General features: G+C 48.0%; 16 protein-coding genes and 1 pseudogene. 9 read left to right on the top strand and 8 right to left on the bottom strand.

The annotated features are described in order from the left end of the window. Nucleotides 1-11: 11 nt before the first annotated feature. Nucleotides 12-2,039, bottom strand: coding sequence for a serine/threonine-protein kinase (locus tag NDA03_RS25930; RefSeq protein WP_190675254.1), 2,028 nt, complete (start codon nt 2,037-2,039; stop codon nt 12-14). Nucleotides 2,040-2,634: 595 nt separating this feature from the next. Between NDA03_RS25930 and NDA03_RS25925 the strand changes: the two genes are divergently transcribed. Further along, nucleotides 2,635-3,627: a ribose-phosphate pyrophosphokinase gene (locus NDA03_RS25925; RefSeq protein ID WP_348239560.1), complete on the top strand. Its 993-nt coding sequence runs from the start codon at nt 2,635-2,637 to the stop codon at nt 3,625-3,627. A 67-nt stretch (nt 3,628-3,694) separates the two neighbouring features. Here NDA03_RS25925 and NDA03_RS25920 read toward each other — a convergent pair whose 3' ends face one another. From NDA03_RS25920 to NDA03_RS25910, 3 genes are all read right to left on the bottom strand, one after another. After that, a complete protein-coding gene (locus NDA03_RS25920) occupies nt 3,695-4,123 on the bottom strand; it encodes an NUDIX hydrolase (RefSeq protein WP_190436751.1) in 429 nt (142 codons plus the stop codon). Between the two features lie 8 nt (nt 4,124-4,131). Beyond that, nucleotides 4,132-4,587 carry a DUF3531 family protein gene (locus NDA03_RS25915; protein ID WP_190415985.1) on the bottom strand — a complete coding sequence of 152 codons (456 nt, stop codon included), beginning with the start codon at nt 4,585-4,587 and terminating at the stop codon, nt 4,132-4,134. A 127-nt stretch (nt 4,588-4,714) separates the two neighbouring features. Beyond that, complete coding sequence (locus tag NDA03_RS25910; protein ID WP_190416001.1) at nt 4,715-5,617, bottom strand: Sll0314/Alr1548 family TPR repeat-containing protein; 903 nt, start codon at nt 5,615-5,617, stop codon at nt 4,715-4,717. Between the two features lie 519 nt (nt 5,618-6,136). Between NDA03_RS25910 and NDA03_RS25905 the strand changes: the two genes are divergently transcribed. Continuing rightward, nucleotides 6,137-6,811 (top strand): ABC transporter ATP-binding protein, encoded by a 675-nt coding sequence (locus tag NDA03_RS25905; RefSeq protein WP_190685948.1) that lies wholly within the window; start codon nt 6,137-6,139, stop codon nt 6,809-6,811. 77 nt (nt 6,812-6,888) lie between these two features. After that, nucleotides 6,889-7,659: a 16S rRNA (guanine(527)-N(7))-methyltransferase RsmG gene (rsmG, locus tag NDA03_RS25900; RefSeq protein ID WP_348239559.1), complete on the top strand. Its 771-nt coding sequence runs from the start codon at nt 6,889-6,891 to the stop codon at nt 7,657-7,659. A gap of 60 nt (nt 7,660-7,719) precedes the next feature. Here rsmG and NDA03_RS25895 read toward each other — a convergent pair whose 3' ends face one another. After that, entirely contained in the window at nt 7,720-8,274 is a 555-nt protein-coding gene (locus tag NDA03_RS25895) for a hypothetical protein (RefSeq protein WP_190675272.1), read from the bottom strand. Between the two features lie 527 nt (nt 8,275-8,801). Between NDA03_RS25895 and NDA03_RS25890 the strand changes: the two genes are divergently transcribed. Together NDA03_RS25890 and NDA03_RS25885 are read left to right on the top strand one after the other, a co-directional pair. Beyond that, on the top strand, nt 8,802-9,212 hold the full coding sequence (locus NDA03_RS25890) for a hypothetical protein (RefSeq protein WP_190681983.1): 411 nt from the start codon (nt 8,802-8,804) through the stop codon (nt 9,210-9,212). Nucleotides 9,213-9,357: 145 nt separating this feature from the next. Beyond that, the gene (locus tag NDA03_RS25885) at nt 9,358-10,542 is read left to right on the top strand and encodes a ferrochelatase (RefSeq protein ID WP_190987230.1); all 1,185 of its coding nucleotides are present in this window, start codon (nt 9,358-9,360) and stop codon (nt 10,540-10,542) included. A gap of 135 nt (nt 10,543-10,677) precedes the next feature. Here the strand turns inward: NDA03_RS25885 and NDA03_RS25880 are convergent, their stop codons facing one another. Beyond that, nucleotides 10,678-11,223 (bottom strand): NADPH-dependent FMN reductase, encoded by a 546-nt coding sequence (locus NDA03_RS25880; RefSeq protein ID WP_348239558.1) that lies wholly within the window; start codon nt 11,221-11,223, stop codon nt 10,678-10,680. 324 nt (nt 11,224-11,547) lie between these two features. On the opposite strand from NDA03_RS25880, the gene ftsH reads away from it, so the two are divergent. Continuing rightward, nucleotides 11,548-13,458: an ATP-dependent zinc metalloprotease FtsH gene (ftsH, locus tag NDA03_RS25875; protein ID WP_348239557.1), complete on the top strand. Its 1,911-nt coding sequence runs from the start codon at nt 11,548-11,550 to the stop codon at nt 13,456-13,458. A 276-nt stretch (nt 13,459-13,734) separates the two neighbouring features. Here ftsH and NDA03_RS25870 read toward each other — a convergent pair whose 3' ends face one another. Continuing rightward, nucleotides 13,735-14,370, bottom strand: a complete 636-nt coding sequence (locus NDA03_RS25870) for a M23 family metallopeptidase (RefSeq protein WP_347275884.1) — start codon at nt 14,368-14,370, stop codon at nt 13,735-13,737. A gap of 355 nt (nt 14,371-14,725) precedes the next feature. Here NDA03_RS25870 and NDA03_RS25865 point away from each other — a divergent pair, with 355 nt between their 5' ends. Next, complete coding sequence (locus NDA03_RS25865) at nt 14,726-15,100, top strand: hypothetical protein (protein ID WP_190675239.1); 375 nt, start codon at nt 14,726-14,728, stop codon at nt 15,098-15,100. Between the two features lie 3 nt (nt 15,101-15,103). On the opposite strand, the gene NDA03_RS25860 is transcribed toward NDA03_RS25865, so the two are convergent. Continuing rightward, nucleotides 15,104-16,393 (bottom strand): lipid-A-disaccharide synthase, encoded by a 1,290-nt coding sequence (locus tag NDA03_RS25860; protein ID WP_348239556.1) that lies wholly within the window; start codon nt 16,391-16,393, stop codon nt 15,104-15,106. Between the two features lie 279 nt (nt 16,394-16,672). On the opposite strand from NDA03_RS25860, the gene NDA03_RS25855 reads away from it, so the two are divergent. Both NDA03_RS25855 and NDA03_RS25850 read left to right on the top strand, forming a co-directional pair. Further along, nucleotides 16,673-20,650: a magnesium chelatase subunit H gene (locus NDA03_RS25855; protein WP_348239555.1), complete on the top strand. Its 3,978-nt coding sequence runs from the start codon at nt 16,673-16,675 to the stop codon at nt 20,648-20,650. Nucleotides 20,651-20,747: 97 nt separating this feature from the next. Further along, nucleotides 20,748-21,320: pseudogene (locus NDA03_RS25850) on the top strand (Uma2 family endonuclease). Nucleotides 21,321-21,417 lie beyond the last annotated feature (97 nt).

Genomic DNA, 21,417 nt, shown 5'->3' with positions numbered 1-21,417 from the left:
TCGATTACCCATTACCGAACACTAATATCTAGCGTAAAGGGTGTATCCTCTGGCGCAATTACATCAATTTGATAATTTCCAGCGCGAGGCACCTGAGCCTGCCAAGACAAAACGCCAGAGGCATCTTCCACGAGAGCGCCATCGGGATACCGAATATCTAAAGTTGCCCCACCTGGTTGAATGTCCGCCTTCAGTACCTGCCCTTGTTGCACATTTACCAAGTAACGCTTAATCCGCTGCGGACTGGTTCGAGCCGAAACCTGCACAGCCGGTTCGCCGGGAGGGAAGGTAATCGATTGAGTATCAAATTGACCGGCGGGAGGAGTGGGAGTAGGAGTAGGTGTCGGAGTGGGTGTGGGTGTCGGCGTTGGCGTTGGGACTGGGTTCGCAAGGCTAATCTGTAAGTTATAGTCGCTCTGAGGCAACCCCTTGATCGGACTTAGCTGAATGGTGTAATTGCCGGTAAAGGGAAGCGTTCCTGTCCAACTTCGGACTCGCCTAGCATTGTTACTAATTGGGTTTTGATCGGGTCCCAACACCGTCATTAACACGCCTTCGTCATTCAGCAAGGAATTTAATTGTTGATCTTGTTCTCCACGAATGATGTAGTTCAGAGTTTCGTTTCCTTTGAGATTTCCTTGTTTATTCAGCGTTTGACCGGGTACTAAGTTTAGGCGCTGACTGTACGCTACTGGTTCTAAGCTGGGTGTGGGCGTTGGCGTTGGTGTGGGCGTTGGCGTTGGTGTGGGCGTTGGTGTTGGGGTGTCAGAAACTATCGGCGTTGGATCTGGTTGAGGCTGCCGATTAATCACAAAGCTGACTAACGCCCAAGAACCCAGTCCAGCTAATAAAGCAAGACTGATTACAACTGCGAAGACAGCCCAAGGATCTTCCCAAGTCGAGCGGCGCGGTTCGGGAATCACTGGATCGGGTCGAGTTGGACGGGCGGCATTCGGATTGACCGGGTTGCCAGGAGTATTTTGGTTAGGCGTCACCGGATCGGGTCGGCGTCCTACCGCTACTGTTTGTACTTGGGAAGTAGTCGGACGGGGCGGTTGAGGGCTGGGAGCTGGCGGTTGCGGGTTAGCGGGTGGAGGTTGAAAAGTTGCGGGTGGCGGTTGAAAAGTTGCGGGTGGCGGTTGGATCGATGGTGGCGGTTGAAAAGTTGCGGGTGGCGGTTGAAGAGCGGCGGTTGTATTCGTCAGAGATTGGAGTGCTTGTACAACTTCTCCAGCTGATTGGTAGCGATCGCCCGGTCGATAACTTAACATCCGATTCAATACTTGAGCGAACCCATCGCTGACGTTCGCCCACCTGCGCCATTGCCACGTTAGCTGAGTCGCATCCAGCAATTCTGCTGGCTCTTTGCCTGTGAGCATTACCGCAGCCGTCGCCGCTAAAGCGTAGAGGTCGCTGCTAGGGTAAGCTTGCCCTGCCTGTATTTGTTCGCTGGGGGCATAACCGGGTTTCCCGACCGTTGTCGCGATTGGTCTGGTAACATCTGGTAGCTGAAACCGAGTTGCCAGCTCCTTAACCACGCCGAAATCGATCAGCACAGGTAAGCGATCGCTCTCCCGTAAAATAATATTGTCCGGCGCAATATCCCGATGAATAATCCCTTTAACATGGATGTGGGCTAAGACGGGCAACAACTGCCGCAGAAATTGCACCACTTCTGCCTCCGAGAAAGTGTTGCCTTGACTCCGACGCTCATCAAGCAGCATCCGATAAGTCTTCCCCTCCACATAGTCCTGCACTAGGAACAACCGCTGATCTTGCTCAAAAGTAGCCCGAAACTGGGGAATCTGCGGGTGCTGGATTTGGTAAAGAGTCGTCGCCTCTCGCTGAAATAGTTCCCTTGCTTTCTCCAGCGCATAAGCTGATTCTTGAGCAGGAATTAATTCCTTTAAGGCACATCGTTCGCTAAAGCGCCCCTGGTCCTCTGCTAGATACGTTCGTCCGAACCCTCCCTGACCGAGAATACCGATCAAGCGGTAGCGGTTTTGTAGAATCGTTCCAATGACAATCGGGGGTTGCATAAATAAGGGCTAGGGAAGAAGGGCTTTTCAAGATGCAATTATGACAAAGCTATGCTACCTTACCTTCTTGGATCTATTTTGGCAAAAGCTGTCGCTCACCGTTCCATCAGCTTCTAATTTTGGCTTGTTGGAGCTTGTTGGAAAGTGAGTCGCTCCCCCCAGCCATCAGTCGGACTTTCCGATGCGGCTAATCGGCGATCGCGTTCCCTTAATGTATTTTTACTTTGCTTTCTATTTGTTAAAAAATTATTTATTATCAAAGCATTTGTCTAGAAATCTGTACATTTGACTTGCCTATGCGATCTAAAGTTTATGTTTTATCAGGAGAAATACGGAGACGTTATCTTGACAGTTTACTTAAGATTCCAAAAACTAAGGTATTCTACTGAGATGGTCATACCTGAAGAAACCTGCATTGAAGAGTTAGGTTCTCAAACTTAAGACCAAAACTTTCTAATTCTTGTCTGTAGAGCAATTTTTTAGATATTCTGTAACCAGTGATTCAGATATTCATCCCTTCTTAACAAATAAATTTGATAAGTCTTTTCGGCGACAATGATAAGATTGCGATCGAAGTAGCTCTTGAGGGTCTGCTGTGCTCCGTTCTCCCACTATATCGCTTCAGCCTACGCTGCCACAAATAGCAGATAACAATCGTCTGCGACTGTTTTCCGGCTCTGCTAATATACCCCTCTCTCAGGAAGTTGCTCGCTATCTAGGCATGGACTTGGGACCAATGGTTCGCAAGCGGTTTGCTGATGGAGAGCTTTACATTCAAATTCAAGAATCGATTCGAGGGTGTGACGTCTACTTAATTCAACCCACTTGCCATCCGGTGAACGATCACTTGATGGAATTGCTGATCATGGTTGACGCCTGTCGCCGCGCCTCGGCTCGACAAATTACCGCAGTCATTCCTTATTATGGCTATGCGAGAGCCGACCGCAAAACAGCGGGACGCGAATCCATTACCGCCAAGCTGGTTGCGAACCTGATTACAGAGGCTGGAGCCAGCCGGATTTTGGCGATGGATTTGCACTCAGCCCAGATTCAGGGATACTTTGATATTCCCTTCGATCACGTCTACGGCTCACCCGCCCTCATCAATTACCTGGCAAACAAGCAACTATCTGACTTGGTTGTTGTTTCACCGGATGTAGGTGGTGTGGCTAGAGCTAGAGCGTTTGCGAAAAAGCTGAACGATGCGCCGTTGGCGATTATTGATAAGCGTCGGCAAGCGCATAACGTAGCAGAAGTAATGAATCTGATTGGCGATGTCGAAGGCAAAACAGCCGTCTTAGTAGACGACATGATTGACACCGGCGGCACCATTTCAGAGGGCGCTCGGTTGTTACGCAAAGAAGGGGCTAGGCAGGTATATGCCTGTGCTACCCATGCAGTTTTCTCTCCACCCGCGATTGAGCGGCTCTCAAGCGGGATATTTGAAGAGGTGATTGTCACCAACACCATCCCAGTCCCCGAAACAGATAGATTTAAACAACTGACGGTTCTTTCGGTCGCCAATGTGCTGGGCGAAACTATTTGGCGGGTTCACGAAGATAGCTCTGTCAGCAGTATGTTCCGATAAATCTTAATCCGCGAGGGATGTAGTTTTTTTAGGTCTAGGGACATGGCAATGCCATGTCCCTACAAGATTACAAGTAATGCAAAAATTCTCCTGGGACTAATCGCAACTCGCCAGATGTAAAACGATTAATTTCTACCCAAAGTGCCGCTTTTTGGCGATCGCCTTCAGCAAAAATTGTTCGTTCAATCTGATAAAGCTTGGAATCGACAAAATCACATTGATACAGTTGAATGATTTCGTGACCAGGCTTCCCATTGAAAGTAAACAAATTTTCGATACAGCCAAGATATCGAATATTCGTTAATTCAGCCTGGATTTCTTCTTGAAATTCTCGTTGCAGTGCTTCGAGGCTGGTTTCTCCAAAGTCAACGCCGCCCCCTAAGGCGCGATAAAATGTATTTTGCTTAACGGGGTCATAGCCTTCGGAAATAAAAATGCGCTCGTCGTTCCGAATCAGCCCCAAGGCAAGCACCCGAATTTCACCTGATTTGTGCATCGTTTTTGTCAATTTTCGTTGTAACTAAAGGCAGCCCGACTTTCGCTACCCTCAACAGGCCAGTCTTCATTTTCGCCGCCAATGTACAAACGTTCAATTCTTACGTATTCGTTGTTCAGCTGGTTGAGGGAGTTAATCAAGACATCAAGCGCGATCGCATCACTGGTTCCCAGATCGAGCCAGCACCGTGCCCATCCCCCTTCGTACTCAAACTCGCCCATATTATGCATGAGCGAGACCATCGTGTTATCCGCTGCGTCAGAATCGTAATCCATGTAGCTGATATCTAAACCCGTATCCTGGACTTGGAGATTTTCTGCATTAAATCCTCCCAATTTCCCCAAGAAGAACCAGGAGTTAAACACCTCCTCGACATACTGCTTTTCCATCTCCGAGGGAACCATGCTGAACTCCAGCCAGATCCACAGATCGAAAGGGTTAAACTCGCGGAACACTACCTGCATATCAACCGTGAAGTATAAAGTGTAAAGGATGAAATTCGAGAAATCGGCTTCAATCCATTGTTTTGGAACCGCAAACTCATTTCATCCTTTCTTTCATCCTATCGTTTATACTTCATCCTTTTAGGCTTTATCCTCCCGTAATCCGGCGTTGTGCTTTATCGCGTTCTCGCTTCAGCTGTTTAACGACGTTCGCCGGGAGTTGGGCTTCTTTTGCGATCGCTTTGTCAAAATTCTCCACCGCTCGCTTGATCAAATCTTGGTTATTGTTTTTCTTCTTCCCTTGCTCAACCAGGATCTGCCCCTTGAGATAGAACAATTCTGGGTTATTTGGCGTGATTTGACTTGCCTTCTCCGCAAATTCCCACGCCTTATCGTACTTCTTCAAGTCCCGATAGCCGACGGCAATTCCTCGATAAGCCAAATAAGATGGACTTGCTTTTTCTAAGCGTTCAATCGCTTGATTGGGGTTAGAAAATGGCAAATTCACCGCAATCATCAAATCCATATACCCCTTGAGCAAGTTGAGTTCTGCGTCATCAGGTGCTACCTTTTCAGCTTTATCGAGGTATTCAAATACCTGCTGCAATTTACTCAAAGCTTGCGGGCCACTTTTGATTGCATCTCGATTCGCGATCGCAATCGTATGAGCGCCTTGTAAAAAATGACCTACTGCGGTGTAGAGATTTCCCCGCAAGGGATCGCTTGCTGTGAGCTTCTCAGCCGTTTGCAGCGTCTTGTCCGCGTATAATTTAAACTCATCTAACAAAGCTTGTTTTTGTTGCTTGCTCTCCGCACTTTCCCCTTTCCAGTCGATAGAGGAGTAGGTGAGAGACGCCTTCATTGCGTATGCTAGGGGTTCGTTGGGTTCCTGCGTTTCCGCTTGCTGTAGGTAACGCTTTGCTTCTAGATAGTTTCCCTTTTCAAAGATTGCCTTGAAAGCAGCTTCTGTACTGTCTCCGATATTCCGAGGATTGCTAGAGCGAAAAGGGTCATCCGCTAGACTAGGGCTAGACCAAACGCTGACTGCCATCAGCGATGCGAGCAGAGCAAAACGTGCAGACGCTGGCGCGATCAAAGGCTTAGAGCAAATCGCGGGTGTATTTGCGATCGCAGAAACAATCTGCTTCGGAACCGAAAATCGATCCATTATCGTCATCCTCACAAAACCTTACGCTTGAGTGAATGCTGTCTCCAATGTTAAATGCTATCTAGTAACGCCAGAAAATATTCTGTTACCATCGCCCTTCGGCTCAACATTTAGAAACAACAAGTGTATAATTAGTCACTTCTAGATAAAGAGAGTTAAATGCGTTTGACGCCTTTACTAAATTCCAGGTTCCGGAAAAATTTAGTTAATTTTTTTTAAATGCCAAGGATAAAAGTAGAAATAAAGAGATCCGGAATCGCGGATAAAATTTGTTTTGCTCAAAAACAGGTTTCGTTCAGTTTTTCCTGTGCCGAATAATTTAAGTCAAAATTAAAGAAGGCTTTTTTGTTCCCAACTGGATGCCTTGACGAGTTCGCTTTCTATTTTCTATTTGGGTAATTAATGCTCTATCTCAAAAACCTGACTTATCACCCCCCGGCTGCCCCTACTGCGATTCTAAAAGCCCTTAATTTAGAACTGGCACCGAACAATCTGGGTCTTGTCATTGGCCCAAGTGGCTCTGGCAAAAGCACATTTTTAGAAATTCTCGCAGGTCTGGCGGAAAAAACGGATGGTGCCCTCTATTGGCGAGACCAAGAACTGACTCCCGAACATCTGCAACAGTTGGGAGGATTAGTGTTTCAATTTCCAGAGCGGCATTTTTGTGGCGGGACAATTTTAGAAGAACTGCGGATGGGGCATCCAGAGTTGGGATCGGAAAAAGTCACGGAAGCTCTGCAAGAAGTAAATCTGGCACATCTGCCGTTGCATACCTCACCGCATTCCTTGAGTGGAGGTCAACAGCGACGCCTTGCTCTAGCAGTGCAGTTAATTCGCCAACCTCATTTACTGTTGTTGGATGAACCCACCGCTGGGCTAGATTGGTCAATGCGGCGTCAGCTAGTGAGTTTATTAGCAAAACTCAAAACCCATTGGACGCTGTTGGTTGTCACTCACGATGCGGGTGATTTGTTAGCGATCGCCGATCGATGCTGGACAATTAACCACGGAGAGTTGCACTCGGTGGAGCCAGCATCATTAGAAGCCAAAGTGATTGAGCCGCAACCAGCAGCTTAAAGGGGTTTGGACGGTTGTAGGGCGAACCCTTTCCCGAAGGGTAATTCACAAATTTAAAAAGTTGAAGGTTGGCGGTCATGGGTGAGATTGAGACGCTAATATTGCCGGAAATGGCAGATATCTGGCAGCAAACATTAGGCTGGCAGCCGGAAGCCGAACAGATGCAACAATTTCAGCGCCTTTACAAGCTAATTTTGGCAGGAAACCGCCAGCTAAATTTAACTCGCATCACCGAACCGACAGAGTTTTGGGAAAAACATCTGTGGGATTCTCTGCGAGGAATTGCACCCCTGCTATCCTCCCATTCGGAAGGGACAAGCGATCACTTGTCTTTTCCCTCCGTCGAACGCGCTATCGATATTGGAACTGGAGGAGGATTTCCGGGGATTCCCATTGCGATCGCCCTCAGCCATTGCACCGTCACTTTACTGGATGCCACGCGCAAAAAAATCGCGTTTTTAGAAACTCTGATCGACCAGATGGGGATTCAAAATGCTGCTACTTTGACTGGTAGAGCCGAAGAAATTGGTCAACATCCCCAGCATCGAGCTTCTTACGACTTGGCACTGGTGAGAGCCGTCGCCACAGCATCTGTCTGTGCAGAATATGCCCTCCCGTTACTAAAACCCGGTGGCTTAGCCATCCTCTATCGAGGACAGTGGACAGAAGAAGAAACCAATGCTCTACAACCAGCGCTTGTGCAATTGGGTGGTGTCATTGAGTCGATAGGAGGGTTTACGACTCCTTGTAGTCATAGCGATCGCCACTGTCTTTATCTCCGCAAAGTGGCACCCACGCCGAGGGAATTTCCGCGCACTGTCGGCTTACCTGCTCAAAAGCCACTTTAGCCGCAGGCGATGGCAGGGTGGGGTTTTTTCGTATTTGTGGGTCATCAACCAGATTCGATATTATCCATTCTCGTAACGCTGCAACAGACTGGCTAAAAACTCAGCGGCTGTGGTGTAGGTTCGCGTTTCCGCTTTTCCCTTTACTGAACTTACCCACCAACCTTGTGCAGTTTGAGGCGATCGCCATAATTCTAAATGCTCTACTGGCGGATCGGCATAGAAACTCTCTTCGCCACTTCCCAGTACCGCTGAACTCCAGTGTGTAAAGTAATCGTGACTGAGTCGATGGATGGGAAAGTTACCAGACAAAGGCATACCCCAGCCATCTAGCGCAATCAAAGCTTTAACCGTTCCTCCTGATAGCTGCCACAGCCAAGCCGCTCCAATTGCCCCCACAACACCCGCACTGAAGCTAATAAAGATTACGGGTGATGCTTGGGAGCTAGGCGGACTAAGATTTACGCACAAATAATTGTAAATATCCGCTGCTGAGTAAGCGGCGAATTCTTGAACCGGAAAAATCAACAGGTTCTCTCTCTTTTTTGGCTGTAATTCTTCCAGAAAACTCTGGGTTAGTGCTGGATCGTGGATACCTGGGCAAATAATGACGCTCATCATTTCTAAGGGTTAGGGGCAAATGATGACGAGCATCAGTTGAATTATGAAAATATCTTACAAATAAAACATCGATCTTCAGATATAAAAAATCTTAGAAAGACCTTTAAAGGTTTCAATTCACGGTGCATCTAGTTGTTAGCGGGTTCCCAGCAGAATCTATAATTTTAATGATTAGTAAATTTGGACTTACGCGCTTTAGCTAAAGACATAAACTGCCTGTCGCTATTATGTTGCACTTATTATTTGACAAGAAATGTATGTGACAAGAAGTGAAAAAACAGGGTGACTGTACGTGACAGTGGCAAAATTCCTGAACACAATCCCAACACGTTCTGTTGGATTCAGGAAACATTTAGCAAATGAGACACAAGAAGATAACAGCGCTTCAGCGAAATCTAGCGATCGCTAAGTGTATGCCCTTGAGACTGTTCGTTTACAGAGGATATGCGGTGGCGTCGCGACGGCTGCCTTTCCTTGTTGGTATTGGGGTTTCGATTGCGGGGTTGTGTCTCTAGCAGGTTCGCATGGCAAAGCGCTGGGAAAATGCGGGGAAGCCATCTCAGCAAAATTGGGAAGCAGATGCAACGCTTAATATTCAGCACTTCAGCGGCTATCAAGCGATTGAATGGGTAGATCCAGAATTTAATGTGCGCTGGGGTATAACCAGTGACAGTCGCAGAAAATCTTGCCTTAGCGCTAGCCAATTATATCGCTGTACGAAACTTTACAAAAACAAAAATTCCCGATTTACGGCAATACGGGAGAGGCAGTCATTCATGCGGCGGATGCGGCACTTTACAAAGCGAAGGCGCAAGGACGCGATCGCGTTAGCGTATGCTACTAGATGCAGCTCTTCCCCCGATCGCTCGCTCCTGACTTGTATCAATCATTGGATGGATGAATCGCGCCTCAAAACTCGCTGCAATATTATCTAACTACTAAATTTTTTACCTTAATCCCCCCATAGGGGATGTTAACCTAAAAAAGGAGTGGTGCTTTGAGGGGATTGAATCTGTACGACAACGCGATCGCCCCAGTTTCCACTCTGATGTAGACACCATTCAAGTTGAGGAACGCGACTTGGTAGCCACCCCAGAAAAACTTCAACAAAATAACGATTCAGCCACTGGTAACGACCGCGTAGCCGTATTGCTGATGGGCTATGGCGAAGTAGAAAGCTACGACGACTTTGCCAACTATAACGAACAAGCTTTAAATCTACTCACCGCTAAGTTTGCGCCGGTACCGACGTGGATTTATCCACCACTCGCAAAGCTTTTGGCAATCTTTGACCTGCACGAGTGGAACCACCAGCACGATCATTTTATTTCCCCCCACAATGCAATTTTTGAACAGCAACGAGCGGGGATAGAAAAAAATCTACAAGAAAAATGGGGCGATCGCGTTAAAGTTTTCAAAGCCTTTAACTTCTGCGCTCCCTTCCTTCCCGAACAGGTTCTTGCTGAAATCAAAGAGCAGGGTTTTGACAAACTGCTGATCTACCCGCTCTTAGTAGTAGATTCTATCTTTACCAGCGGGATTGCGGTCGAGCAAGTAAATAACGCCCTTTCCAAACTCTCTGACGGTAGCGAACATTGGATTAAGGGACAGCGCTATATTCCCTCCTTCTACAACGAACCCGCCTACATTGAGTTGTTAGCGCGTCTGGTAGAAGAGAAAATTGCTCGCGATTTAGCAGTCGCGCACCTACCCTCCCAAACTGCAATCGTGTTGATGAACCACGGTTGCCCTCACAAAGCCAAAGGATTTACCTCCGGCATCACTGAAAGTGAGGCACTCTACGAGAGAGTTAGAGAGAACCTGATCAATAAATATCCGCTGATTTCAGTGGGTTGGCTCAACCATGACACGCCTCTGATTGAATGGACTCAACCCAATGCCACCCAAGCTGCTGAAAATCTAATTCTGCTGGGTGCTACCTCCGTCGTTTTCATGCCAATCGGCTTTGCGACCGAGAATCACGAAACTCTGCTAGATGTAGACCACATCCTGCATAGCTTACGGCGTCGGCATCCTGAAGTGACTTACGTGCAAATGGAGTGCGTCAACGACCATCCAGAATTTTTAAAGATGGCAGCAGAATGGGCGCATCCTCAGATTGAAGCTTTATTTTCAGAACAAGCTCTTTCCGTTAATCCTCAGATGGCGGCGATGCAAGCGGCTCATACCCACGACCACCACGATCACGGTCATCATCACCATGACCACGGTCATCACCACGACCACGATCACCACCATCATTAAATAATTGGGTGTTTTTTAACGCTTAGAACCACAAAGGAATAAAGCAAAGATACGCAAAGAAAAATCATCTCTGCGTACCTTTGCGATTTCCTTGGCGGACCTTTGCGTTAAAACTTCCCCAATTGAAGCCGAAAACTAGGCAGCCTTTCTCAGTTTTTGGGTATTTTCTACTAAACTTTTAGCAAACTCATCAAAGCGCTCAGAAAGTTTATCATCCAGCAAGTTCCCATTAGCATCAAACGCTTTCCAAGCTTGTCCAATGGCAATTTGTTCCGGAATTACCCAAGCATGAACCCAGCGCATAATCACCCGCAGATCGTTGAGAGCGTTACTATTTGACTGACCTCCCAAGACACTAATTAAACCTGCAACTTTATCGCTTAGCTGGTCAAAGCTCATTAAATCTAAGGCATTTTTCAGCACACCACTGACACTACCATGATATTCAGGGGTTGCCAAAATTAAGCCATCTGCATCAGCGACGGCTTTCCGCATCTTTGCAACATCTGGAAAGTCTGGAAATTCCTTTTCCCCGTTACAAAAAGGCAGATTCATTAGCCGCAAATCAAGAACTTCTACCTCAGCACCAAGCGATCGCATTCGCAAAGCTGCCAAATTTAGAGCCAGCTGACTTTGAGATTCAGCCCGTAAACTCCCGCCAATTCCCACAATTTTGACCATATCAATCCTCCATGAAGATGAAAACAAGCTTTAGTAACCGCAAAAATAGTTAATTTTAGGCAATCACCTGTCACCGAGACATCGGTAGATAAATTTACGCTAATATTAAAGCGTACTCGTTATGAATACGTTTAAGATAACAAGTTCCACCCAACTTCGTCAACAAAGCAGCCAAAACCAGCAAACCGATTCTCGGCAAGGCTGGAATCGAGACAGTTAAACTAGAAGATGGAAAGGTCTGCTCAACTCCTGATTTAGGCAGATTCCTCTGGAAATCCAGCAACCTAGGGGTTGAGTCAAAGCAGCAGGGAAAGGGCAATAGTTATGAACAATAATTCTGGGATCGAAGCATGGATAGGGGATCGACCGGCAAAAAGGTCTAAAGATTCCGTTAAACCAGCGCCACGACGCTTCTGGCAGATCGCCGCCAGTTTGATGATTTTCCAGGGGATGCTGCTGAGTCCTCCTGCCCTCGCCAAGGCAGAGCAGAACACCCTCACCTATGGCGATTTATTGCAGAAACTTGAGGCAAACCAAGTCACCAAAGTGGAAATTGACCCAGCCACCCGGATGGCTAAGGTTAGATTAACGGGGCAAAAGCCAACCGATCCGCCGCAAGAGGTAATGCTTCTAGAGCAAAACCCAGAATTGATCGAACAACTCCGCGACAAAAATGTCGAACTTGATGTACAACCTTCGACCGATAACACCGCAGCGGTGGGAGTAGCGGCAAACTTACTATTACTCTTCTTCTTACTGGGAGTATTAATGTTTATTTTCCGTCGTTCTAGTAATGCCTCTGGGCAAGCCATGAACTTCGGGAAATCAAGAGCCAGATTTCAGATGGAAGCCAAAACCGGCGTCAAATTTGACGACGTCGCCGGAATCGAAGAAGCCAAAGAAGAACTTGAAGAAGTCGTCACCTTCCTCAAACTCCCAGAGAAATTCACCGCCGTAGGTGCGAAAATTCCCAAAGGCGTCCTGTTAATTGGCCCTCCAGGAACCGGGAAAACATTACTCGCTAAAGCGATCGCAGGGGAAGCCGGGGTTCCCTTCTTCAGCATCTCCGGCTCGGAATTTGTGGAGATGTTCGTCGGCGTCGGTGCATCCCGCGTCCGCGACTTATTCAAAAAAGCCAAAGAAAACGCTCCCTGCTTAATCTTCATCGATGAAATCGACGCCGTCGGACGGCAAAGAGGCGCAGGTATCGGCGGCGGAAACGACGAGAGGGAACAAACCCTCAACCAGCTCTTGACAGAAATGGACGGGTTTGAAGGGAATACCGGAATTATTATCATCGCCGCGACCAACCGTCCCGATGTTCTGGATTCGGCGCTGTTGCGTCCGGGACGTTTTGACCGACAAGTGATGGTGGATGCACCGGATCTGAAGGGACGCCTTGCGGTTCTGGAAGTTCATGCGCGGAATAAGAAAATCGCTCCCGAAGTCTCGCTGGAAAACATTGCTCGTCGGACTCCAGGCTTTACAGGTGCTGACTTAGCGAACTTACTCAACGAAGCTGCCATTTTGACTGCCAGACGGCGGAAAGACGCGATTACAGAGCTAGAAATCAACGACGCCGTTGACCGGGTGGTAGCGGGGATGGAAGGCACGCCGCTGGTGGATAGCAAGAACAAGCGATTAATTGCCTATCACGAAATCGGTCATGCTGTGATCGGCACTCTGTTACCCGGTCACGATGCGGTGCAGAAAGTCACCCTTGTACCACGGGGTCAAGCACGAGGACTGACCTGGTATACTCCGGGTGAAGAGCAGGGTTTGTTTTCGCGATCGCAGCTGCTAGCTCGAATTACCGGAATTTTGGGCGGACGTGCAGCGGAAGAAGTCATTTTTGGCGACGACGAAGTAACAACGGGTGCTTGGAATGACTTAGAGAAAGTGACATCGCTGGCGCGGCAGATGGTCACGCGCTTTGGAATGTCCGATTTGGGGCCGCTGTCGTTGGAAACTCCGAATGGGGAAGTATTCTTAGGGCGCGATTGGGGGAGCCGTAGCGAGTATTCTGAAGAAATAGCGACTCGCATTGATACCCAAGTCAGAACAATTGTTGAGCATTGCTATCGGGAAGCTTGTCGGCTGATTTTGGAAAACCGAGTCTTGGTAGACTATCTGGTAGATCTTTTGTTAGACCAAGAAACGATTGAGGGCGATCGCTTTCGTCAAATTGTAACTGAACGCGCCCAAGTGCCTAAGAAAGAGGTAGCACTTCCTTAATTACCTTAATTAAAAGTGCTTGTTCTTTAAACAGAACACTTCTATAAAAGAACTCGTTTTCCTGAAAAAAACGGGTTCTTTTATTGCTAAGATTTGAGCCTGCCAATCTTCGGGGCGTTCCTGTATAACGTTTCTCAGTTGAGTGCAGTATATTGCGGTTTCTAACAAGTAGGGACATGGCATTGCCATGTCCCTACTGATGTATTGCACCCAGTCCTTGAATTGCTTTTGTCTTAGGTAAGAAGGATTGAGCCTAAGAAAATGTTGTCAAGTCGATCAATAATCAATCGTTCGTTGCCCCTGACGTTTCCACCATGATGTCTGACTTCTAGACGGTTGAAGCAAACGTTGCCCAACTTGCCGAACATTACCGGGTTGTTGAGCATACATTGCTTTAAGAACCTGAGCCGGATCTACATAGTTATCGCCATACTTTAATCCCCAGTGGAGATGAGGGCCAGTAGTGCGCCCAGTCATCCCTACCCGACCAATCCGGGCACCTGCTGGCACTTGTTGCCCTTCCCAAACTACAAGACCCCCGCTGCGATCGATGAAATAACGACCGCCATTGGCGGTTTCCACGCTCCCTTTCATGTGACAGTAGACGTGACGCCACGCACCGGACTCCACAGTAATTGAGGTGCCGCAAAGTCTATCTTGTGAGACTTTCACGACTTTCCCTGCCCACCAGTTACGAATGTAACTTCCTTCAGGTGCAGCAATGTCTAAGCCCCGATGGAATTCCAAACCCCCAGAACCAGAAGGAGAGCGACGGTAGCCAAATGCAGAAGTATAGCCTTGAAAATTTTCAACTGGGAAAGATGCCCCTTGCCAACTATTGCCAGTTAATGCCGAACTTGCTCTAACTTCCAATGCCTCAACTGATTTTGGCTGTAATTCTACTGCTGGCATTAACCAGGCTAAAGGCAGCCCTAATAAAAATAGAAATCGTCTTGGATGGAGAAAGCGGTTTTGAAGGTTTTGTGGTACGGACCCTTGCTGCATTGCTTTACTCTTCGTTTGCCCGAATTAAGATCGATAACCGAGAACTGTGGTGCTTATCTACGCAGCCAATTAACCGAAAGATGTTACTTTAGATTGCTGCCGTGTCAAGTTTGGCAGTCAAGCTTTGAGCTGGGGTCTGTCCCAGGGTGGAAATTGTCGGCACCTCACAACTTTTTTAGGCAGTGAGGAACAACCTGTATTCACAGATTCTTGACTTTTGTTAAAATCCCTGAAGAGTAACTACTATAGTGTTGTAAAACCCATGCTGATTGAAATTCTACCGTTTAGATTCGAGCTAAATGCGACCGCGATCGCAGGTGCAGGTCTATGGTCGCTGGCTTTATATCTCGGTTGCTCTCCGGTCAGCGAATGGGTGATGGAGCAAATTAATCGCTGGTTTAACTTCGCTGAGCGATCGCTCTACACTTCACAGGAAGAGTTTGAAAGAACCCGCAAGGGTAGAGAAGCTCAAAATGCCTTTTATGCTTCTATTTTCAGCATTGTGCCTTTTTTCTTAATTGGCGCGATTTGCAATTATGGGGTAGAACTTGGCTTAGGGCGCAGCTGGGCAATCAGTATGGGAATGCTTGCTTGTGTCGGTTGCGGGATCTACGAACTGGGGCGTCGTAGCGCTTAAAAATCAAGCATTTTGCATTTCTAACTCCTCACAGACTAGCTTTGCCAGTTTTTGGGCAGCACCCGCTTCACCTCGAATGCTGCGGAGGCGATCGCGCATTTCCTGCAATTTTTCAGGATGATTTAAATAGTCCAAAGCCAATTCTGCAACCTCTGTCGCTTGGAGTTTACCGACTAATTCTGGAACTACCTGCGTTTTTGCCCAAATATTGGGCCAAGCATATAAATGCCCTTTTCTCATGACTTGTTGCATGATGATCCAGTTGATTGCTTTAGCAAAACCAGAACCAAAGACTGGCAAATTTGCCAGTAATCCCGGCAATCCATCCCAGCTTCGCATCGCATCCAGTTGTTGAGTCGGCAATAAGACAATCATTGGGACGGCTAAGGCAGCGAGTTCAGCAGTATTGGCTCCCACAGTCGTAAAACACAGAGAACATTGGGATAGTAAGTCATAAGCTGGCGATCGCGTCCAAAGTTCTATTCGCACTCCCGCTGCTGTTTTTAAATACGGAAGTTCTGGCAAATCGGGAGTTATGAGTTCTGCTGTTGCGCCTTTTACTAACTCAATCACTGGATTTTGCCTAGAATCGGCAAATCCAGCTAAAGTTTTGAGATCCAAAGTCGGCGCGACGGGGATCACAAAGCGGGTTTGGGGACGGTTAGCATAGATGCATTCTGCGATCGCTAAACACAAAGGTACTCCTTGAGCAAGTTTTGCTGGTTTCGACCCAGGCAATAACCCAATCGTTTCACCAGAATAGATTGCCTCTGAAATTTCTAATTTTTCATTTTTAGTGTTTAACTCTCCCGCTTCTGTCATTAAATCCCCGACAACCGTGAACTTGTAGGCATATTTCTTGGGAATGCGGGCGACGAGTTCCGGTTTCATGACGCCAAATCGGTCAATCAAACTGTGCCAACGGGCGTCCCACTCCGCATAAATAACTGTGCGATAACCCAAGCGTCTGCCAATGACGACGGGAAAGATTTGATCTCCACCGAGAAACAGAACCACACCGCGATCGCGCCAGTCCCAGTTTTCTGACGTCTTTCCCCACAGCAAGAACTCCCAGAAATTCCCTGCCCCCTGGACGCGGTCAACTTCCGGGTACGACTGGGCAATTTCCGCTTCTTTACCACTCGCGTTGGGACAAGGAGACAGAACGACCGAGATCCGCACTGCTGAACGGTCATCTCCGAGTTGTTCCCGTAAAGCCTTCACGACAGGACGAACCCAGGTGGCTAACTCCCCAGGGCCATTGGAAAGAATCAAGATGTCCGATATTGGCATTCCCATTTCCCCAAAACTTAATACTTATTTGCAAAACAATGAGTAATCACTTTCAAATTTGTCAATAAATATAAAAAATTGTTGCGAAGTTTTTATCGAATTGTGTCAGATAATGCCCAAACCCCTCACTGGGTAAGCATTTTTTGGTAAAAACACTTCATAAGCCAATCAATCATCAGAACCCAGAATTCAGAAAGATGAGCGATCGCCTCAGACTTCTGTATCTTTAATTCTGCCTTCCAAAATAAGAGAACACGTTATCATTTGGAGCCTACGCGAATGTTCACTCACGTCAAGTCCACCATTCGCCACATTGCCCCGGACAACCTGCGGGGGCGATCGCTACTCAAGGTGGTCTATGTCGTGCTGGAGCCACAGTACCAGAGTGCCCTTTCAGGAGCGGTTCGCTCAATTAACGAGAACCATCCCGGCTTAGCCATCGAAATTAGCGGCTATCTGCTTGAAGAACTGCGCGACCCGGAAAACTACGAGGGTTTTAAGCGAGAAGTTGCGGGTGCCAATATCTTTATCGCTTCCCTGATTTTTATTGAAGACTTAGCCGATAAAGTTGTTGCGGCAGTAGAACCCCACCGCGACGCGCTGGATGTCGCTGTCGTCTTCCCGTCGATGCCGCAAGTGATGCGCCTGAACAAAATGGGCAGCTTCTCGATGGCCCAGCTGGGGCAATCTAAGAGCGCGATCGCCCAATTCATGCGGAAGCGCAAAGAAAAATCCGGTAGCGGCTTCCAGGATGGGATGCTGAAGCTGCTGCAAACTTTGCCCAAAGTTCTGAAATACCTGCCAATGGACAAAGCGCAGGATGCTCGAAACTTCATGCTCAGCTTCCAATATTGGCTCGGCGGTTCCTCAGAAAACCTGGAGAACTTCCTGCTGATGCTGGCGGATAGATACGTTCTCAAGGGTGTAGAGACGCGCCGTGGTTCGTCTTTCCAATACAAAGACCCCGTCACCTATGTTGATATGGGGATCTGGCACCCCTTGGCACCGCAGATGTTTGAGGATGTCAAGGAATATTTCAACTGGTACAACAGCCGCAACGATATTCCTGTCGATCTCAAAGATCCCCTTGCTCCTTGTGTGGGCTTAGTGCTGCAACGCACTCACCTCGTCACTGGCGACGATGCCCATTATGTAGCGATGGTGCAGGAACTCGAAGCAATGGGCGCACGGGTAATTCCCGTCTTTGCTTCCGGTTTAGATTTTTCTAAGCCAGTTGAGGCTTTCTTCCTCCAAGGCAACCAGACAATCGTGGATACGGTGGTATCCCTGACCGGATTTGCCCTGGTCGGTGGTCCTGCTAGACAAGATCATCCCAAAGCAATTGACACGCTCAAACGCCTGAATCGCCCCTACATGGTGGCACTGCCGCTGGTATTCCAAACAACGGAAGAGTGGGAAAATAGCGATTTAGGGCTGCATCCGGTGCAAGTGGCATTGCAGATTGCCATTCCCGAACTGGATGGAGCAATTGAGCCAATTATCCTTTCTGGAAGGGATGGAGCAACTGGGAAAGCGATCGCCCTCCAAGATCGCATAGAAGCGATCGCTCAACGCGCCTTAAAATGGGCAAACCTGCGCCGCAAGCCAAAACTCCAAAAGAAAGTTGCTATCACCGTCTTCAGTTTCCCACCGGACAAGGGTAACGTCGGAACTGCTGCTTATCTGGATGTATTTGGTTCCATCTACGAGGTGATGAAAGCCCTCAAGCAGAACGGCTACGACCTCCCCGAACTGCCAGAGTCAGCGATGGCGTTGATGCAAGAAGTCATCCACGATGCCCAAGCGCAGTACAGCACTCCGGAACTGAATATCGCCTATCGGATGTCAACGCCGGAGTATGAAGACTTAACTCCTTACTCTCAACGGCTCGAAGAAAACTGGGGCAAACCGCCTGGACATCTCAACAGCGACGGGCAGAATTTATTAATCTTCGGCAAACACTTCGGCAACGTCTTTATCGGCGTCCAGCCGACCTTTGGCTACGAAGGCGATCCGATGCGGTTGCTATTCTCCCGTTCTGCCAGCCCCCATCACGGTTTTGCCGCTTATTACACCTATTTAGAGCGAATTTGGAAAGCCGACGCCGTGCTGCATTTCGGTACGCATGGATCGCTGGAATTCATGCCTGGTAAGCAGATGGGTATGTCTAACGAATGTTACCCCGATAACTTGATTGGCAACATTCCCAATCTCTACTACTACGCGGCGAATAACCCCAGCGAAGCCACCATCGCCAAGCGTCGCAGCTACGCCGAAACCATCTCCTACTTAACTCCCCCGGCTGAAAATGCTGGACTCTACAAGGGTTTGCAGGAATTGAGCGAGTTAATCGGTTCTTACCAAACCCTCAAAGATACGGGACGCGGCATCCAGATTGTTAACACGATCGTAGATAAGTCCCGCATGGTGAATCTGGATAAAGATATCACCCTGCCAGAGAAAGACGCCAAGGAGATGACCAGCGAGGAACGGGACACCCTGGTCGGTTTGGTGTACCGACGACTGATGGAAATTGAGTCGCGGCTATTGCCTTGTGGCTTGCACGTCGTTGGGAAACCGCCAAGTGCAGAAGAAGCGATCGCGACCTTGGTCAATATCGCCAGTCTCGACCGCAACGAAGAAGAAATTCTTAGTCTTCCCCGCATCATCGCCAACAGCATCGGACGCGACATTGACGACATCTATAAGAACAACGACAAAGGCATCTTAGAAGATGTCCAACTGTTGCAAGACATCACCCTTGCCACTCGTGCCGCTGTTTCCGCCCTCGTCAAAGAACAAACTGACGCCGATGGTCGCGTTTCCCTCGTTTCTAAGCTCAACTTCTTCAACATGGGCAAGAAGGAACCTTGGATCGAGTCCCTGCATAAAGCAGGCTATGCGAAAGTTGACCCAGAAGCGATTAAGCCTCTATTTGAGTATTTGGAATTCTGCCTCCAACAAGTTTGTGCCGATAACGAACTGGGTGCCTTACTCAAAGGCTTAGAAGGCGAATACATCCTTCCGGGGCCAGGTGGCGATCCTATCCGCAACCCGGATGTCCTGCCTACAGGCAAAAACATCCACGCCCTCGACCCCCAATCTATCCCCACCGCAGCCGCAGTCAAATCCGCCAAAGTCGTTGTAGACCGACTGCTAGAACGGCAACGGGCGGAAACAGGTGCCTATCCCGAAACCATTGCCTGCGTTCTCTGGGGAACCGACAACATCAAAACCTACGGTGAATCTCTCGCCCAAATTATGTGGATGGTCGGCGTTAAACCCGTGCCAGATGCTTTGGGACGAGTCAACAAACTGGAACTGATTCCCCTGGCTGAACTCGGACGCCCCCGCGTTGATGTGGTCATCAACTGTTCTGGTGTCTTCCGCGACTTGTTCATCAACCAGATGAACCTACTCGACCAAGCTGTGAAGATGGCAGCAGAAGCCGATGAACCCCTATCGATGAACTTTGTCCGCAAACACGCCTTACTACAGGCGGAGGAAATGGGCATCAACCTGCGTCAAGCGGCAACTCGCGTTTTCTCTAATGCCTCTGGTTCTTATTCTTCTAATATCAACCTGGCTGTAGAAAACAGCACTTGGGAAAGCGAATCTGAGCTACAAGATATGTATCTCAGCCGCAAATCCTTTGCCTTTACCTCCGACAGTCCAGGCACAATGGAACAGTCGCGTCAGATTTTTGAAGCAACGCTGAAAACCGCCGAAGTGACGTTCCAAAATCTTGATTCTTCCGAGATTAGTCTCACGGATGTGTCTCACTACTTTGACTCTGATCCCACCAAGGTTGTCGCCACTCTGCGCGGCGATGGCAAAACGCCAGCATCCTACATTGCTGACACTACAACCGCCAACGCCCAAGTCCGCACGCTATCAGAAACCGTCCGCTTAGATGCCCGTACCAAACTACTCAATCCCAAGTGGTACGAAGGGATGCTAAGTCACGGTTACGAAGGTGTCCGCGAACTCTCGAAGCGCCTAGTAAATACGATGGGTTGGTCTGCAACTGCTGGTGCAGTCGATAACTGGATTTACGAGGATACAAATACTACGTTTATCCAAGATGAAGAGATGCGGAAGCGGCTAATGAATCTCAATCCTCACTCTTTCCGCAAAGTTGTCGCAACCTTACTCGAAGTCAATGGTCGCGGGTACTGGGAAACCAGCGAAAGCAACTTACAAATGCTACGCGAATTGTATCAGGAGGTTGAAGACCGAATTGAAGGAATAGAATAGTCGTAGACTAAACCCTTGTATGGATGTTGTAGAGACGCGATTAATCGCGTCTCTACATGGTTTAGATAATCCAAAATCTAAAATCCAAAATCGAGAAATGACTGCCCTAACCCTCAATCTAAACCCAATTATTCAACTGACAGACGAGCAATTTTTTCAGCTTTGCCAAGTAAATGAAAATCTAAGATTTGAGCGCACTGCTACGGGAGAATTAATCATCATGTCACCCGCCGGGGGAGAAACAGGAAATCGCAACGCCGGACTAACTGCTCAACTTTGGATTTGGAACGAGCAAAATAGATTGGGTAAAGTTTTCGATTCATCAACAGGTTTCAAACTCCCCAATGGTGCGGATCGTTCTCCTGATGCTGCTTGGGTGAAACTGGAACGATGGGATGCGCTAACTCAGCAGCAGAAAGAGAAATTCCCCCCCATTTGTCCTGATTTTGTAGTTGAGTTACTTTCACCAAGCGATAGTTTGAAAGTCGCTCAAGAGAAAATGAAAGAATATCGAGACAATGGCACTGTTTTGGGTTTGTTAATTAACCGCAAATCCAAGCAAGTATAAATTTATCGCCAAGGTCAAGAAGTAGAAGTGCTGCAATCACCTACTACTTTATCCGGAGAAAATGTTCTCCCTGGATTCGTACTCAATAGACCTCCTGCATGAATGGTCAAGTAGTGTGCCAGTTCATAATCGAGATTGCACAATAAGGGAGTAGATCAGCATCAAGACACTGGGGAGTTGGTATGCCGTATACGGAGCT

It is taken from the genome of Trichocoleus sp. Lan, assembly GCF_039961855.1.
Taxonomy (GTDB): domain Bacteria; phylum Cyanobacteriota; class Cyanobacteriia; order Cyanobacteriales; family FACHB-T130; genus FACHB-T130.
The sequence above is the reverse complement of the archived record's forward strand: the minus strand, read 5'-3'. Positions and strand labels throughout refer to the sequence as shown.